The organism is Candidatus Delongbacteria bacterium, assembly GCA_041675285.1.
Taxonomy (GTDB): Bacteria; CAIWAD01; CAIWAD01; order CAIWAD01; family CAIWAD01; genus CAIWAD01.
The window spans coordinates 167,063-181,935 of record JBAYTZ010000002.1; the positions used below are offsets into that span (position 1 = coordinate 167,063).

Annotated in this window: 12 protein-coding genes and 1 pseudogene; 4 read left to right on the top strand and 9 right to left on the bottom strand. The window is 68.9% G+C overall.

Going from position 1 to position 14,873, the window contains the following annotated elements; translation table 11 throughout:
- Nucleotides 1-57: 57 nt before the first annotated feature.
- The 9 genes and pseudogenes from WC326_02470 to rpsU form a co-directional block, all read right to left on the bottom strand.
- A pseudogene (locus WC326_02470) lies at nucleotides 58-1,236 on the bottom strand (acetate kinase).
- 161 nt (nucleotides 1,237-1,397) lie between these two features.
- Complete coding sequence (locus WC326_02475) at nucleotides 1,398-2,942, bottom strand: peptidylprolyl isomerase (protein MFA7329916.1); 1,545 nt, start codon at nucleotides 2,940-2,942, stop codon at nucleotides 1,398-1,400.
- 20 nt (nucleotides 2,943-2,962) lie between these two features.
- Nucleotides 2,963-4,279, bottom strand: a complete 1,317-nt coding sequence (locus WC326_02480) for a PhoH family protein (protein ID MFA7329917.1) — start codon at nucleotides 4,277-4,279, stop codon at nucleotides 2,963-2,965.
- A gap of 8 nt (nucleotides 4,280-4,287) precedes the next feature.
- A complete protein-coding gene (locus WC326_02485) occupies nucleotides 4,288-4,893 on the bottom strand; it encodes a hypothetical protein (protein ID MFA7329918.1) in 606 nt (201 codons plus the stop codon).
- The gene (locus WC326_02490; protein ID MFA7329919.1) at nucleotides 4,868-6,160 is read right to left on the bottom strand and encodes a hemolysin family protein; all 1,293 of its coding nucleotides are present in this window, start codon (nucleotides 6,158-6,160) and stop codon (nucleotides 4,868-4,870) included. The genes WC326_02485 and WC326_02490 overlap by 26 nt, the downstream gene beginning before the upstream one ends.
- Nucleotides 6,150-6,701 (bottom strand): rRNA maturation RNase YbeY, encoded by a 552-nt coding sequence (gene ybeY, locus WC326_02495; GenBank protein MFA7329920.1) that lies wholly within the window; start codon nucleotides 6,699-6,701, stop codon nucleotides 6,150-6,152. Before ybeY ends, WC326_02490 begins: the two co-directional genes overlap by 11 nt.
- A complete protein-coding gene (locus WC326_02500; protein MFA7329921.1) occupies nucleotides 6,676-7,680 on the bottom strand; it encodes a PhoH family protein in 1,005 nt (334 codons plus the stop codon). The genes ybeY and WC326_02500 overlap by 26 nt, the downstream gene beginning before the upstream one ends.
- Nucleotides 7,680-9,455 carry an aspartate--tRNA ligase gene (gene aspS / locus WC326_02505; GenBank protein ID MFA7329922.1) on the bottom strand — a complete coding sequence of 592 codons (1,776 nt, stop codon included), beginning with the start codon at nucleotides 9,453-9,455 and terminating at the stop codon, nucleotides 7,680-7,682. Before aspS ends, WC326_02500 begins: the two co-directional genes overlap by 1 nt.
- A gap of 117 nt (nucleotides 9,456-9,572) precedes the next feature.
- Complete coding sequence (gene rpsU, locus WC326_02510; GenBank protein ID MFA7329923.1) at nucleotides 9,573-9,782, bottom strand: 30S ribosomal protein S21; 210 nt, start codon at nucleotides 9,780-9,782, stop codon at nucleotides 9,573-9,575.
- A 145-nt stretch (nucleotides 9,783-9,927) separates the two neighbouring features.
- Here rpsU and WC326_02515 point away from each other — a divergent pair, with 145 nt between their 5' ends.
- The 4 genes from WC326_02515 (at nucleotide 9,928) to WC326_02530 (ending at nucleotide 14,796) form a co-directional block, all read left to right on the top strand.
- Nucleotides 9,928-10,797, top strand: coding sequence for a rhomboid family intramembrane serine protease (locus tag WC326_02515; protein MFA7329924.1), 870 nt, complete (start codon nucleotides 9,928-9,930; stop codon nucleotides 10,795-10,797).
- On the top strand, nucleotides 10,794-11,501 hold the full coding sequence (locus WC326_02520) for an RsmE family RNA methyltransferase (GenBank protein MFA7329925.1): 708 nt from the start codon (nucleotides 10,794-10,796) through the stop codon (nucleotides 11,499-11,501). Before WC326_02515 ends, WC326_02520 begins: the two co-directional genes overlap by 4 nt.
- 65 nt (nucleotides 11,502-11,566) lie before the next feature.
- Nucleotides 11,567-13,315, top strand: coding sequence for a pitrilysin family protein (locus WC326_02525; GenBank protein ID MFA7329926.1), 1,749 nt, complete (start codon nucleotides 11,567-11,569; stop codon nucleotides 13,313-13,315).
- Nucleotides 13,312-14,796 (top strand): pitrilysin family protein, encoded by a 1,485-nt coding sequence (locus WC326_02530; GenBank protein MFA7329927.1) that lies wholly within the window; start codon nucleotides 13,312-13,314, stop codon nucleotides 14,794-14,796. Before WC326_02525 ends, WC326_02530 begins: the two co-directional genes overlap by 4 nt.
- Nucleotides 14,797-14,873: the final 77 nt, after the last annotated feature.

Here is a 14,873-nt window from a genome sequence, read left to right on the forward strand (position 1 = left end):
GGCGATCTCGCGCTCCAGGTCCGCCGAGTTCAACGCCTCGGATCGGGCGCTCAGACCCTGGACGACCGTGCGGGTCTCCCGGGCGATGGCCAGCTCCTCATTGGTGGGGACCACCAGCACCTTGACGCGTCCGCTGCTGATCAGCCCTTTGCGCGCCTGGTTGGCCGCGGGGTCGAGCTTGATGCCCAGGTGTTCCAGGTGCTCCAGGATGCGGCCCCGGATGGCCACGGCGTTCTCGCCGATGCCGCCCGTGAAGACCACGCCGTCCAGCCCGCCCAGCTCCGCGGCGTAGGCGCCGATGTACTTGCGCACCCGCAGGCAGAAGATCTCCAGGGCCAGCTGGGCGCGCTCGTTGCCGCGCCCGGCCTCCTCCTCCAGCTCGCGCATGTCGTTGGAGACGCCGGAGATGCCCAGCAGGCCGCTGCGCTTGTTCATCAGCGAGTCCACGTCCTGGGGCGAGAGGCGCTCGCGCTCCTGGATGAAGCCCACCACCGCGGGATCCAGGTCGCCGCAGCGCGTGCCCATCACCAGGCCCTCCAGCGGTGTGAAGCCCATGCTCGTGTCCACGGAGACGCCGCCGTCGATGGCCGCGATGGACGAGCCGTTGCCCAGGTGGCAGGTGATCAACTTGAGTTTGGCCAGCGGCTTGCCCAGGACCTCGGCGGCCTTCTGGGCCACGAAACCGTGGCTGGTGCCGTGGAAGCCGTAGCGGCGGATGCCGTGCTTCTCGTACATCTCGAAGGGCAGGCCGTAGAGGTAGCTGATCCGCGGCATGTGGCTGTGGAAGGCCGTGTCGAAGACGGCCACCTGGGGCAGGTCGGGCATCAACTTGCGGGCCATCAGGATGCCCGTGATGTTGGCGGGGTTGTGCAGGGGCGCGAAAGGCACGCAGCGCTCCACGGCCTGGATCACCTCGGGCGTGATCAGGGCGGCGTCGCTGAACTCCTCGCCGCCGTGGACCGTGCGGTGTCCCACGGCATCCACTTCGGAGATGCTGCGGATCACGCCGTGGTCGGGGTGCGTCAGGATGTCCATCACGATGCGCACGGCCTTCTCGTGGTCGGCGATCTCCAGCACGTCCCGGATGGGTGCCGGTTGCCGGCCGCTGAAGGTCAGCATGGCCCGGGAGGAGCCGATTTTTTCCACCAGGCCCTTGAGCAGGACCTTCTCCTCCTGCATGTCGAAGAGCTGGAACTTCAGGGAAGAGGACCCGCAGTTCAGCACGAGAATCTTCATCTGCGCCCTTTCGTCCCGGGCGGCCGCCCAGGTCGTTATTTGGTTAACATGACAGCTTGAAATCTTGCACACGCGCCAAGCCGGATCAAGGCGGGCCGCGGGAAAAGGGCCGCCCGGGGGCGAGAAAAAGCGCTCGGGGCGGTCGGAAAACCGCCAGGCGGCTACTTCCAGCGGACCTCCGTCAGGCCCGTGCGGTGCTTCATCTCGTCCACCAGCCGGCCCAGCTCGGCGTCGATCATCGCCGTCCGCACCTTCTCCAGCACCGCGCGCTTGAGGGAGGCGCTCTCGTCCAGGTCCGGCATGCGCCGCCCCACCAGGTTGTAGAACAGCCAGCGCCGGTCCGCGCCCTTGCGCCCGTTGTCCAAGATGTCGCTCCACTCGTCGGTGTTCAGGTCGATGAGTTCGCTGCGCAGCGCGGCGGGCAGGCCGCGCACGGTCTCGGCGGACAGCTCCTGGGGATGGAGGTCCAGCCCCAGCCGCTTGGCCAGGCGGGCCGGATCGAGCTTCTCCTTGCGCGAGAGCGCCCGGGCGGCCTCCGCCGCCTCCCGGCTGGCGAACTCGAAGATCCAGACCCCGAAGGCGCGCTCGGCCAGGAACTCCAGCTCGTGCGTGCTCAGGTAGTTCCAGAGGTCCTCGTCGGCGGGATTCATCAGCGGCACGATGTCCTCGACCACGCAGAGCGTGCTCTTGAGCAGGCGCTCGCGCAGGTCCACCAGATCGTTCACCTCCTGGCTGGACCAGGTCCCGTCGTGCCGCGCCTCGCGCAGCCAGGCGTCCTGCTCCACCCAATAGCGCAGGAAGTCCCAGCCCAGGCCGTCCGTGGCCAGGCTCTCCTTGGCGCCGAAGGCCTTGCGCAGCATCTGGTCGAGTTGGCCGCGGGTGAGGGTGGTGTCCGCCGTGCGGGCCACGAGGTCGCCGGCGGGCACGCCGTGGTCCAGGGCCTTGTCGCGGAACAGCTCGATGCGGTGCTGCCGCCAGAGCTGACGCTGGGCCTCCAGCTCCGCCCGGCGCCGGGCGTGCCGCTCCAGGATCTCGCGCTGCTCGCTCAGCTCCTGCGGCGTGAAGACGATCTCCCGCTCCAGCAGGCTGTCCAGCCGGATCAGGTGCCAGCCGAAGGGCGTCTCCACCGGGGGGCTGACCTGGCCGGGCTTCAGGCGCAGCAGGGCCTCCTCGAACTCCATCACGGTCTGGCCCAGTTTCACCAGGCCCAGGGAGCCGCCCTGGCTGGCCGAGCCCTGGTCCTTGGAGAATTGCCGGGCCAGCTCCGGGAAGGACCCGCCCTGTTGCAGCCGGGCCGCCAACTCGTCGGCCCGGGCCTTCTCGTCCACCAGGATGTGGCTGGTGAGGTAGAGCGCGCGGGAGAGGAATTCGTAGTCCTGCAGCTGATTGGGCGTCAGCGGCGCCACGCGCAGGCGGCGCTCCCGGCAGAGTTGCACGGCGATCTCATCCCGCGCCTGGGCCAGCTGGGCCAGCTGCTCGGCGTTGAGCTTGCGGCCGTTGCGCTCCCAGGCCAGGGCCAGCAGCGTGTGCTCCTGGATCTCCTGCAGGCAGCCCTGCAGCACGCCGTCCTGGACCTGCTGGTCCGGGGACACGCCCTGGGCGGCCAGGTAGTCCCGGGCCTGGGCGCGCGTGACGTAGATCGGGGCGGCCTGCAGGCCGCCGGCACATCCCAGCCAGAGCAGCAAGGGAAGGAGGATTCGGTTCACGGGGAGGGACCTTTCGCGCATCAGAGCAATTCGGCCGCCAGGCCAGCCAGCCGGCTGCGCTCGCCCTTGCTCAGGGTGGCGTGCGCGCTGATGGACTGGCCACGGAAGCGGTCGATGACATAAGACAGGCCGTTGGACATGGCGTCCACGTAGGGATTGTCGATCTGCTCGGGATCCCCGGTGAGCACGACCTTGGTGCCGTGCCCAGCCCGGGTGATGATGGTTTTCACCTCGTGGGGCGTGAGGTTCTGGGCCTCGTCCACGATGAAGTACTGCTTGGGCAGGCTGCGGCCGCGGATGTAGGAGAGCGGCTCCACCTCCAGCACGCCGGACTGCCGGAGTTTGGCCTCGCTGGTGCGCTGGCCCTTCTTGCCCGCGGCCAAGGAATCCAGCAGCTGCTCCAGGTTGTCGTGGATGGGCGTCATCCAGGGGCTGAGTTTCTCCTCCAGCGAGCCCGGCAGGAAGCCCAACTCCTTGCCCATGGGAAAGACCGGCCGGCTGACCACCATCCGCCGGTAGCCGGACTCCTCGTCCAGCACCTGGCGCAGTCCGGCGGCCAGGGCCAGCAGGGTCTTGCCCGTGCCCGCCCGGCCCGCCAAGGTCACCAGCTGGATCTTCTCGTCCAGCAGGAAGTGCAGGGCGAAATGCTGGCCCAGGTTGCGCGGCCGCAGGCCCAGGCCGGTGTCGTCGATGCGCAGCAGCTGCAGGCGGCTGGGCTGGGACTGGAAGACTCCCAGCGCCGTGCGCTCCGGACGCTCGGCGTCCTGGAGCACCACGCCCTCGTTGGGCTGCAGGCCCGAGTTCTCCTCCATGTCCAGGTGGCCCGTGGCGAAGAACTCATCCACCCAGCCCGCCGGCACCTGGATCAGGTGGTAGCCCTGGAAGAGGTCGTCCGTCTGGACCCGCCGGTCCTCGTAGCCCGTCGCCTCCAGGCCGTAGGCGCCGGCCTTGATGCGCATGTTGACGTCCATGGTGACGAAGAGCTTGGGCCAGCCCCGGCTGGCCGGGTGCTGCAACGCGATGGCCAGGATGCAGTCGTCGGCCACGGACGGGCTGAGCCCCTCGGGAAAGACCAGTTTCTGCCCCGCGCCCGCCACCACCAGCGTCCCGCCCTCGGGCATCTTCACGCCCTGGGTCAGGTTGCCCTCGCGGCGCAGCTCGTCGATCTGGCGGCTGGCCTCGCGCGCGTTGCGGCTGACCTCCGTGACGCCCTTCTTGAACTTGTCGATCTCGGAGATGACGGTGATGGGAATCACCAAGTGGGCGCCCGGGAAGGCGTGGAACGAGAGGGGATTGTGAAGCAGCACGTTGGTGTCGAGGATCACCGTGCGTTTCATGCGTTCTCCTACAGGGTGGAGAGCTCCGTGGGTGCTTCGCCGCCGGTGCGGAAGAAGGTGTTGTGCAGCTGGCGCGTCAGCCCCAGGTAGGTCTGGCGCAGATCGTCCCGGTTGACGGGCACGCGCAGCTCGACGTTGTAGAACTGCCGGTTCTGGCGCGCCCCCAGGGAGATGCGGATCTGCGCGCCGGTCATGCCCACCACGTAGGCGGAGCCCAGGTCCTCGTCCACGTTGAGGTCCAGGGCCACGTCGCAGTGCAGGCCCGCCACCTGGTTCAGCAGGCGGTTGGAGGGCAGATGCAGGGCGTTGAGGTCCCCGTCGCCCCAGGCCACGGCCTGGGAGATCAGGCGCGAGTCGATCCAGTTCTTGTAGGTCTCGTGCAGGAAGGTGTGGATGCGGGCAGGGCCGTCGTCGCCGGTGGTGAACTGGCGCAGGTGGGGCAGCACGTGGCGGGCCGCCTCGAAGCAGGTGGCCTCCCGGGGCATCACGACGAGAATCGGACCCTTGCGTCCCAGCTCCTGGAAGAAGCTGACCGGCTCCGGCTCCTGGGTGTACTTGTGATGGGCGCTGGCGTAGAACGAGGCCAGCTTATTTCTCAGACCCGTCGCGCTCATGCAGCTCCGTCGCCTCCAGGCGCATGGCCTTCACCAGTCCGATGCGGTGGCGCTTCATGGTCATCACCGTGAAGCTCCAGCCCACGTGCTCGAACCGGGATCCCGCCTTGGGCACTTCTCCGGCCAACTCGTAGATGAACCCGCCCAGGGTCTCGTAGTCCTCCACCGTGGGCAGCACATCCTCTTCCAACAGGGCATTGACGTCCTCCAGCAGCATGCCGGAGTCGAAGACCCAGCCCTCATCCGCCGTGCGGCGCCAAGGCGGTGCCTCGGCGTCGAACTCGTCCTGGATCTCCCCGACGATCTCCTCGAGGATGTCCTCCAGCGTGACCAGCCCGGCTGTGCCGCCGTACTCGTCCACCACGATGGCCATGTGGATGTGGTTGGCCTGGAACTCCCGCAGGAGTTCGTCGATCTTCTTGCCCTCCGGAACAAAGTAGGGCAGGCGCGCAAGCTGATCAAGCGACTGGGGCGTCTGGTCCTGCTGCAGGAAGGGGATCAGGTCTTTGGCGTAGAGGATGCCCACCACGTTGTCCACGTGTTCGCGGAACATGGGGATGCGGCTGTGGCCCTCGCGGCGGATCAGGTCGACGGCCTCGTCGAAGCCCGCGTCGTGGGACAGGCAGACCATGTCGATGCGCGGCACCATCACCTCCCGCACCGTGGTCTCGCCGAATTCGAAGATGCTGTGGATCAGCTTCTTCTCGTCCTCCTCCAGGCTGCCCTGCTCCTGGCCCACCTCCATCAGGGCCTTGAGTTCGTCCGGCGTGAACAGCAGGCGGTCGGAGCCCTGCAGGTGGTGGCGCACGCGGTGGGTCAGGGCCAGCACGGGCTTGACCAGCGGCCAGAAGAGCAGCTGGGCGCCCAGCATGGGCAGGGCCGCGCTGCGCGCCAGGGCCTCGTTGTGGCGGAAGGCCAGGGCCTTGGGCGTCACCTCCGAGACCAGCAGCAGCACCAGGGTCACCGCCACCACCTGGACGGGAATGACCACTTCCATGGCCAGTCCGCTGGCCAGGGCCCAGCGGGTGGCGATGAGCGTGGCCAGGGTGGCCGCCGCCGTGTTCACCACCGTGTTGCCCACCAGGATGGTCACCAGCAGGCGCTGGGGCCGGGCCAGCAGCCGCGCCGCGCGCCGGCCGGAGGGTTCGTCGTCCTCGCGCAGTGCCTTGGTCTGGAGCTTGGTGAGGCTGAAGAAGGCGGTCTCGCTGCTGGAGAAGAAGGCCGAGAGGACCAGCAGCAGCACGAAGAGCAGCAGCTCAGCGAACATGGGCGGCGCCCTCCAGCCAGGCGGCGGGCTCGCGCAGGGCCAGCAGGCCGGCCAGCAGCTCGTCTTCGCGGACGTGCATGCGGCGACGCTGGGCGGGCGTGTCGTCGCGCCAGCCGGCCAGGTGCAGGACGCCATGCAGGACCACGCGCGCCAGCTCCCGGCGCGGCGTCTCCTCCCACTGGGCGGACTGCTCGGCGCAGACCGCCGGGCAGACGAAGATGTCGCCGGAGACCTCGCCCGGCGGAGCCTCGTACTGGAAGCCCAGGTGGTCCGTGGGCTCGTCGGCACCGTGGAATTCGCGGTTGAGCCGCTGCATCTCCGCCGGGTCCACCAGGGCCAGGGTCAGCTCGCGGTGCCGGAGGGACTCCTCGCGCAGGGCGTGCAGGACGATCCGGCGCAGCACGCGCCGGTTGGCCCGGATGGAGGGGTGGGTGATCTCAATCTCGAGCAGCCTGGGACTTCGACCGTCGGGGTCCTCGAGTTCGGGCTGGGGGAAGGAACAGGAAGCGTCGCTTTCAGTCACCTGCTGGTCGTGTTGCACGGCCGTCATACTCCTCATAGGCGTGAATGATGTCGCGTACCAAACGATGGCGAACTACGTCGGCCTTTTCAAGCTCCACGAAGGCCACGTCCTTCACCCCGCGCAGCACCTCGCGGATCTGCAGCAGGCCGCTCTGGGAGGGCTCGGCCAGGTCGATCTGGGTGACGTCGCCGGTCACGAGCACCTTGCTGTTCTGCCCCAGCCGCGTGAGGAACATCTTCATCTGGCCCGGCGTGGTGTTCTGGGCCTCGTCCAGGATGATGAAGGAGTTGTTGAGCGTACGGCCGCGCATGAAGGCCAGCGGGGCCACCTCCACGATCTGTTGCTCCATCAGCCGGGCCATGCGCTCGGGGTCCATCATGTCGAACAGGCTGTCGTAGAGCGGGCGCAGGTAGGGGTCGACCTTCATCTTCAGATCGCCGGGCAGGAAGCCCAGGTTCTCCCCGGCCTCCACCGCCGGGCGCGTAAGCACGATGCGCTGCACGCTGCGCTCCAACAGGGCCGCCACGGCCATGGCCACGGCCAGGTAGGTCTTGCCCGTGCCCGCCGGGCCGATGGCGAAGGTCACCAGGTTCGCCCGGGCGGCCTGGACCAGGCGCTCCTGCCCCGGGCTGCGGGTGCGCAGCGCGCCGGTGGGCGTGTTCACCACGACGGAATTCCCCGCGGGGTCCTGGACCGGCCCACCTTCCGCCAGCGACAGGCGCAGGACCGTGTCCACGTCCTGCAGCTCCAGGTGCCCCTTGCGCTTGAGGATGGCCACCAGCTCCAGCAGGGCGTGCTTCAGGCGGCCGGCGTCGCTGCGGCTGGAGACGATCTGCAGGTCGCCACCACGCAAGGCCAGCCGGGCGCTGAAGACCTCTTCGATCTTGCGGATGTGCACGTCCCCCGGCCCGAACAGGGCCTGGGGCTCCACGCCCGCCAAGCTGAGGGTCAAGCCGTCGTCCGCCGCTGCGGATCCGTTTCCCGGAGCGCCTTTCATCAGAGCTCCACGCTGGGCTTGTCGCCCACGATCCGCAGGTGCAGGTCCTCCAGCTGGCGCGCGTCCACGCGGCCCGGGCAGCCGTCCATGGGCGAGGCGGCGCGGTTGGTCTTGGGGAAGGCGATGACGTCGCGGATGTTCTCCGTGCCGCCGAAGATCATCACCAGCCGGTCGAAGCCGAAAGCGCAGCCGGCGTGGGGCGGCGTGCCGTAGCGGAAGGCCTCCAGCAGGAAGCCGAACTTTTCCTGGGCCTCCTCGTCGGAGATGCCCAACATGCGGAAGACCCGGGCCTGCATCTCGCGCTCGTGGATGCGCACGCTGCCGCCGGCGATCTCCTGGCCGTCCATCACCAGGTCGTAGCCGCGGCTGAGCAGGTCGGACTCGGGCACGCCGGCGGCCAGCTGCGCGGCGTTGGGCTGCGTGAAGGGATGGTGCGCGGCCATCCAGCGCTGCTCCTCGTCGTCGTACTCGAACATGGGGAAGTCCGTCACCCAGAGCAGCTTGTGCCCCGAGGCGTCCAGCAGGCCGTGCTCCTTGGCCAGGCGCAGGCGCATGTTGCCCAGCAGTTTGCAGACCAGGCGGTACTCGCCCGCCGCCAGCACCAGCAGGTCGCCCTGGGCGGCCCCGGCGGCCTCGGCCGCGCTCTTCAGCCACTCCTCGCCCGTGAACTTGCCGATCTGGCTGGAGAGGCCCTCGGCCGTCCAGCGCACCACCACCACGCCCTGGCCGCCCAGGTGGCGCGCGTAGTCCTGCAGCGCGTCGATCCTCTTGCGGCTGAACTCCTCGGCCAGCCCGGGGAAGACCAGCCCGCGCAGCACGCCGCCCTGCTCCAGCGCCTGCTGGAACACGCTGAACTTGGAGGACGCCGCCAGGCCGGCCAGATCGCGGATCTCCAGCGGGATGCGCAGGTCGGGCTTGTCGCTGCCGTAGCGGTCCATGGCCTCGCGCCAGGTCAGGCGGGGCAGGGGCAGGGGCAGCTCCTCGCCCTTGATCTCGCGGAACAGCCCGGCCATCACGGCCTCGGCCGTGTCCTGGACGTCCTGCTCGTCGCCGAAGGAGAGCTCGATGTCGATTTGGGTGAACTCGGGCTGGCGGTCGCTGCGCAGGTCCTCGTCGCGGAAGCACTTGACGATCTGGAAGTAGCGGTCGAAGCCGGAGACCATCAGCAGCTGCTTGTAGGTCTGGGGGCTCTGGGGCAGCGCGTAGAAGCAGCCCGCGTGGATGCGGCTGGGCACCAGATAGTCGCGCGCGCCCTCGGGCGTGGACTTCATCAGGATCGGCGTCTCCACCTCGAGGAACTGCAGCCCGTCCAGCGTGCGGCGCACAGCCTGGGCCATGCGGTGGCGCAGCAGCAGGTAGCGCGCCTTGGTGGGGCGGCGCAGGTCCAGGTAGCGGTGCTTGAGGCGCAGGTCCTCGCCCGCCGTGTCCTCCGCCTCCAGGGTGAAGGGCAGCACGTCGGCGCGCGAGAGCAGTTCGCAGGATTCGGCCAGCAGCTCGATCTCGCCCGTGGCCAGCTCCTGGTTGGCCATGGCGCCCGGCCGGCGGCGCACGACGCCCTCCACCAGGATCACGCTCTCCATGTGCAGGCGGCCGGCGGCGTCCATCAGCTCCGGGCGCTCGGGCTCGAAGACCACCTGGATCATGCCGTAGCGGTCGCGCAGGTCCAGGAAGCAGAAGCCCCCCAGGTTGCGCACCCGGTTGACCCAACCGGCCAGCCGGACCCGGCTGCCCTCATCCTCGGCCCTCAACTGCCCGCAGGTGTGGCTGCGCATCATGGCTGCGATCCCCCATGCTTGGGTGCGATGAATAGCAACAAAGCCCCGCTTCGCCGTGCGGAGAAGCGGGGCTGAAGGAACAGGTCCGGCGGAGCCAGCAGGCCCCGCGGCAGTTCGTCAGATCAGGCCCTGACGACGCTGCTCAGACATCAGCTTGCGCTGCTTGCGCTTCGCGGCATTCATCATCCGCTTGCGGATCTCGGAGGGCTTGTCGTAGCGCTGTTTGCGCCTCAGTTCGCTCAGGATGCCCGCTTTCTCGCACGATTTTGTGAACCGGCGGAAAGCCCGATCGAACGGCTCGCCTTCGCGAACTCGAATGTGCGCCATGCCGTCACCTCCTTCCAGCGCAATAGACTTGGGAACCCGTAAGAGTAGCATCTCCTTCACCCATGCGCAAGAACCCCTCGGCCGCCCCGGCGGCCGCATCGGCGGGGCGCGTTGCGGGCCCCCGCCCTGTTTGGCACCTTGAAGCATGAGTCTGAGTCCCACATATGAGGGTTGGCGCGAGCTGGACCCGCTAGGGCGGCCCGGGCCGGCCCTGCGCGCCCAGGCCATCCTGCTGGTGGCGGTCTTCCTGCTCCAGACGCCGCTGGGCCTGGAGGCCTGGGGCGTCCTGCGGCCGGAGGAAGCCCTGCTGCAGGGCCGGCTCTGGCAGCTGCTCAGCTATGCCCTCCTGCACCAGGACTTCCTGCACCTGCTCTTCAACCTGCTGGGACTTTGGGTATTCGGCGCGGAGCTGGAACGGCTGTGGGGGGCGCGCTCCTACTGGCTGTACTCGCTGGTCTGCGCCGTGGGCGCCGGTCTCAGCCACGCCGTGCTGGACACTTGGCGCACGGGCGAGGCCGCGGGCGTGATGGGCGCCTCGGGCGTGGTCTACGGCCTTATGGCCGCCTACGGCCTGCTCTTTCGCCAACGCCGCCTGCTCTTCCTGGGCTTGATCCCCGTCCGTGCCGGCGTGCTGGCCCTGGTCTTCGGCGGCCTGGCGCTCTTCTCCGGCGTGGTGCAAAGCCAGGACGGCGTGGCCCACTTCGCCCACCTGGGCGGCATGCTCTCGGGCCTGGCCCTGCTCTACTTCGGTCCAGCCCGCCGGGCCTGGCGGCTCTGGCGGCACCGGCGTCGCATGCTGCGCCACCTGCGGCGGGCGGGCACCCGGCCGGCCTTGGCGGACTCCGATCCCTTCCGCCTGACGGAGGCCAGCGACGAGGCCCAGATCGAGCGCCGGCTGGACGATCTGCTAGGCAAGGTCTCCCGGCAGGGACTGGGCTCGCTGGAACCCCGGGAGCGGGCCTATTTGGACGAAGCGTCGCGCTGGCTCAAAGTGCGCAAGGCGGCGCGCCCATGAACCGGGTTCCGCGCCTGCTGTTGGATTCCCTGCCCGCGGCCGGAGGCGAGGTGCGGCTGGAGGCCTCCGCCAGCCACCATCTGCTGCGCGTGCTGCGCGCCGCCGTCGGCCAGGAGCTGGAGCTGCTGGACGGCCGCGGAGGCCGGGCCGCGGCCCGGCTGGAGTCGGCGGATCGCCAGGTGCGCCTGAGCTGCCAGGCGCCGCGCCAGGCAGCCGAGCCGGACCTGAAGCTCGAGGCCTGGCTGCCGCTGATCCGCCCGGAGCGGCTGGAATGGGCGGTGGAGAAGCTGACGGAGCTGGGGATCTGGCGCATCGTGCCCTACAGCAGCGCGCGGAGCGGCAACCAGAAGCGGCCGCCGGACCTGGCCCGGCTGGGCCGGATCATCGACGCCGCGCTGGAACAGAGCGGCAATCCCTGGCGTCCCGGGCTGGCCCCGCCGGCAAGCCTGGCCGCCCTGTTGGACGGCGAACTGCCGCTGCTGGCGGCCCTGCCCGTGGCGGATTCCCGCCTGGGTGCGGCCCTGGACCGCCCGCACGGGACGCTGGCGCTGCTGGCCGGCCCCGAGGGCGGCTTCTCCGCCGAAGAGATTGAACTCGTGATGAAACGCAGTCTGGCCCTGGTGAGTCTGGGCCCGCACGTGGTGCGGGCCGAAACGGCCCTCGTCACCCTGACGGGAGTCGTTCAGGCCTTGACAAACAACTGATGGTCGTGCGCCGCCCCCCTGGCGACAGGTGGGCGGCGGTTCGTGTATAACCGGAGGGATCCCCTGTGCCACAAATTCCCCGCACGGGACTGCGCCTGCTGCTGACACTGCTCGCCCTGGGAGCTGCGCAGGCCGCGTTACCCGTCAAGGAGGTCATGCTGGACAACGGCATGCGCTTCCTGTTCATCGAGGACCACACCTCGCCCAGCTTCATGGGAGCCTGGGTCGCCCACGTGGGATCCTCCAACGAGATTCCGGGCCAGACCGGCCTGACCCACTTGCTGGAACACATGATGTTCAAGGGTTCCAAGGTCATCGGCACCAAGGACCTGCAGAAGGACCTGGATCTGATCGCCCGCCAGGAGGAGCTGAAGGAGCGGATCCGCCAGCGCTCCCGCACGCTGCGCGAAGAGGTCCGGCAGGGCCGGGTGGCCAGCCTGAAGGAGGCCCAGGAGGCGGACACCCTCTGTCGGCGCCTGGAAGCCGAGTTCCAGCAGCTGGTGGTCGAGCAGCGGGACAACATGATCCCCAATGAGTTCGACCAGATTATGCAGAAAAACGGCGAGCTGTTTGGCAACGCCTTCACCAGCGACGACATGACCGCCTATTTCAACGTGCTGCCGGCCAACAAGCTGGAGCTCTGGTTCTGGCTGGAGTCCGACCGCCTGACCAATCCGGTCTTCCGCGAACTCTACGCCGAACGCGACGTGGTCTACGAGGAGCGCCGCATGCGCACCGAGTCCACGCCCACGGGCATGCACGAGGAAGCCGTCAACTCCATCTTCTGGCAGGCCTCGCCCTACCACTGGCCGATCATCGGCTGGGCCAGCGACGTCAGCGAGCTCAGCATGGCCCAGGCCCAGGACTATTACCACCGCTGGTACGGGCCGGGCAACGTCACGGGCATCGTGGTGGGTGACTTCAAGACCGACGAGGCCGTCCAACTGGCCCGCCGCTACTTCGGCCGGATGGAAGCCCGCCAGGATCCGCCCCCCGTGGTCACCCTGGAGCCCCGCCAGATCGGCGAGAGCCGCTACGTGGGCGCCGCGGACGTCAACCCCACCGTGAACTTCCGCTACCACTGCGGCGGCTTCAAGCACGTGGATTCCGGCGTGCTGGAGGTGATCGCCTCCCTGCTCAACGGGGACACCGGCCGCCTGCAGCGCAAGCTGGTCCAGGATGGCAAGACCGCCGTCCAGGCCTACGCCTACTACGAGCGCAAGAAGCTCGAGGGCGCCTTCCAGGTGGAGGCCGAAGCCGCCGGCGACATCTCCAACCAGGAGCTGGAAGCCGCGCTGGACGCCGAGGTGCTGCGCCTGGCCACGGAGGACGTGCCGGAGCGCGAGCTGCAGAAGGTCAAGAACGGCTGGCTGACCAACGCCTACCGCGAGCAGCAGAACCCCATCCGCGCCGCCTTCACGCTGATCGAAAACGCCGGGATGGGCGACTGGCGCGAGCAGGAGGCCTACGCCAAGCGGATTCAGGCCGTGACGGCCGCGGACATCAAGCGCGTGGCCGGCGGCCTGCTGAAACCCGAGAATCGGCTGGTGACCTGGTGGGTGCGCAAGGACGGTGCGGCTCCCAGCCCGGAGGCGGCCGCGCTGGCCACCCTGCCCGCGGAGTTGCAGGGCCCGGCTCGGATGGCCCTGGCCCAGATCAAGCAGGTGGGCGATCCGGCCCAGTTGGCGGCCATGCGCGCCCAACTGGCCTCCCAGACGCCCGAGGACGAGCAGGAAAAGGCCTTCGTGGGCTTCCTCCTGCAGTCCGTGGACGCGCGGCTGGAAGCCCTGAAGGCGGAAGGAGCCCCGAAATGATCACCCAAACCTTGTTGCTGGGCGCGCTGCTCGGAGCCCGTCTGGGCGTCGCGGCCCCCGCCGCCGACCTGCCCGCCCATCCGGACCAGATCCAGTTCCCGCCCTTGACCTATGAGCCGCCCCAGGCCGCCGCGCATCGCCACGTCCTGAAGAACGGCGTCACGGTCTTCGTGGTGGAGGATCACCGCGTGCCCCTGGTGGACGTCTCCATCACCATCAAGGCCGACGACCGCCAGGAGCCCACCGGGCTGGAGGGCCTGCACAGCGCGACCTACGACCTGCTGTCCGACGGCGGCAGCCAGGCCCACGACGCCGCCTGGATCGAGGAGGAGACGGCCTTCCTGGGGGCCTATCTGGAGAGCGGCACCGAGGATCCCTACGGCGGCAACCTGCGTCTGCAGACTCTCACCAAGGACCTCGAGCACGGCCTCGACCTGGCCTTCGAAGTGCTGCGCACGCCGCGCTTCCAGGCGGACCGCCTGCGCGAGTGGCAGGACAAGCGGCTGGCCTCCTTCAAGGAGCGCAACGACGATCCCGAGCGGCTGGAGCGGATGGAGTGGCGCCGCCTGATGTACGACGACCAGACCTTCCGGCCGGCCACCGCCGCCAGCGTGGGGGCGCTCACGCCCCAGACCCTGAAGGAATGGCACGAGCGCTGGACGCATCCGGGCAACCTGCTGGTGCGGGTGAGCGGCGACATCACGCCCAAGCAGATCCTGCCCCTGTTGGAAAAGCACATGAAGGGCTGGAAGAAGGGCTCCTCCAGCTTCCCCAACCCCGAGGCGGGCTACGCGGCCGTCAAGCCCGGCGTGTACCTGATCCACAAGCCGATCAACCAGACCCGCGTGCGCTGCATCCTGCCCGGCCTGGATCGGGACGATCCCCAGTGGCATGCCGCCTGGCTGATGAACGAGCTGCTGGGCGGTGCCGGCATGTCTTCCAAGCTGCTCAACCGCATCCGCACCCAGGAAGGCCTGGCCTACAGCGTGGGCAGCCAGCTGGAGGAGCGCGTCTTCGGCCCTGGCATCTTCTGGGCGGGCTTCCAGACCAAGGTGGAAAGCACCCAGTACGCCATGAGCCTGCTGGTGGACGAGTACCGCAAGATGGCGGCCGGCGAGATCGACGAGGAGGCGCTGGAGAATTCCAAGAACCAGCTGATCCAGGCCTTCCCCACCTGGTTCGCCAGCGCGTCCACCATCGCCAGCGTGCTGGCCGAGGAGGAACTCAGCGGCCGCAGCCAGGGCAACCCGCGCTTCTATCAGGAACTGCGCGAGCGGGTGGCCCGGGTGAGCAAGGCCGACGTGCAGGCCGCCGCCCGGCGCATGCTGCAAACCGACCAGCTGATCTGGGTGCTGGTGGGCGACGCCCAGGCCGTCCAGGCGCCGGATGCCGGCCACGGGCTCAGCCTGGAGCAGTTCGGCCCGCTGACCCGCCTGCCGCTCTACGATCCCCTGACCCAGGAGCCCCTGCCCCTGGACTGAGCCGACCAACCAAAAGATAAACGCGGGGGCGGCTTCCATAAGGCCGCCCCCGTTTCTTTTGTCGGAACTGGAATTCA

Bases quoted from the DNA above. Each gene is read 5' to 3' on its own strand.
- WC326_02480 (MFA7329917.1), bottom strand. From the start codon at position 4,279: ATGAAACGCACGGTGATCCTCGACACCAACGTGCTGCTTCACAATCCC.
- WC326_02485 (MFA7329918.1), bottom strand. From the start codon at position 4,893: ATGAGCGCGACGGGTCTGAGAAATAAGCTGGCCTCGTTCTACGCCAGC.
- WC326_02490 (MFA7329919.1), bottom strand. From the start codon at position 6,160: ATGTTCGCTGAGCTGCTGCTCTTCGTGCTGCTGCTGGTCCTCTCGGCC.
- WC326_02500 (MFA7329921.1), bottom strand. From the start codon at position 7,680: ATGAAAGGCGCTCCGGGAAACGGATCCGCAGCGGCGGACGACGGCTTG.
- aspS (MFA7329922.1), bottom strand. From the start codon at position 9,455: ATGATGCGCAGCCACACCTGCGGGCAGTTGAGGGCCGAGGATGAGGGC.
- rpsU (MFA7329923.1), bottom strand. From the start codon at position 9,782: ATGGCGCACATTCGAGTTCGCGAAGGCGAGCCGTTCGATCGGGCTTTC.
- WC326_02515 (MFA7329924.1), top strand. From the start codon at position 9,928: ATGAGTCTGAGTCCCACATATGAGGGTTGGCGCGAGCTGGACCCGCTA.
- WC326_02520 (MFA7329925.1), top strand. From the start codon at position 10,794: ATGAACCGGGTTCCGCGCCTGCTGTTGGATTCCCTGCCCGCGGCCGGA.
- WC326_02530 (MFA7329927.1), top strand. From the start codon at position 13,312: ATGATCACCCAAACCTTGTTGCTGGGCGCGCTGCTCGGAGCCCGTCTG.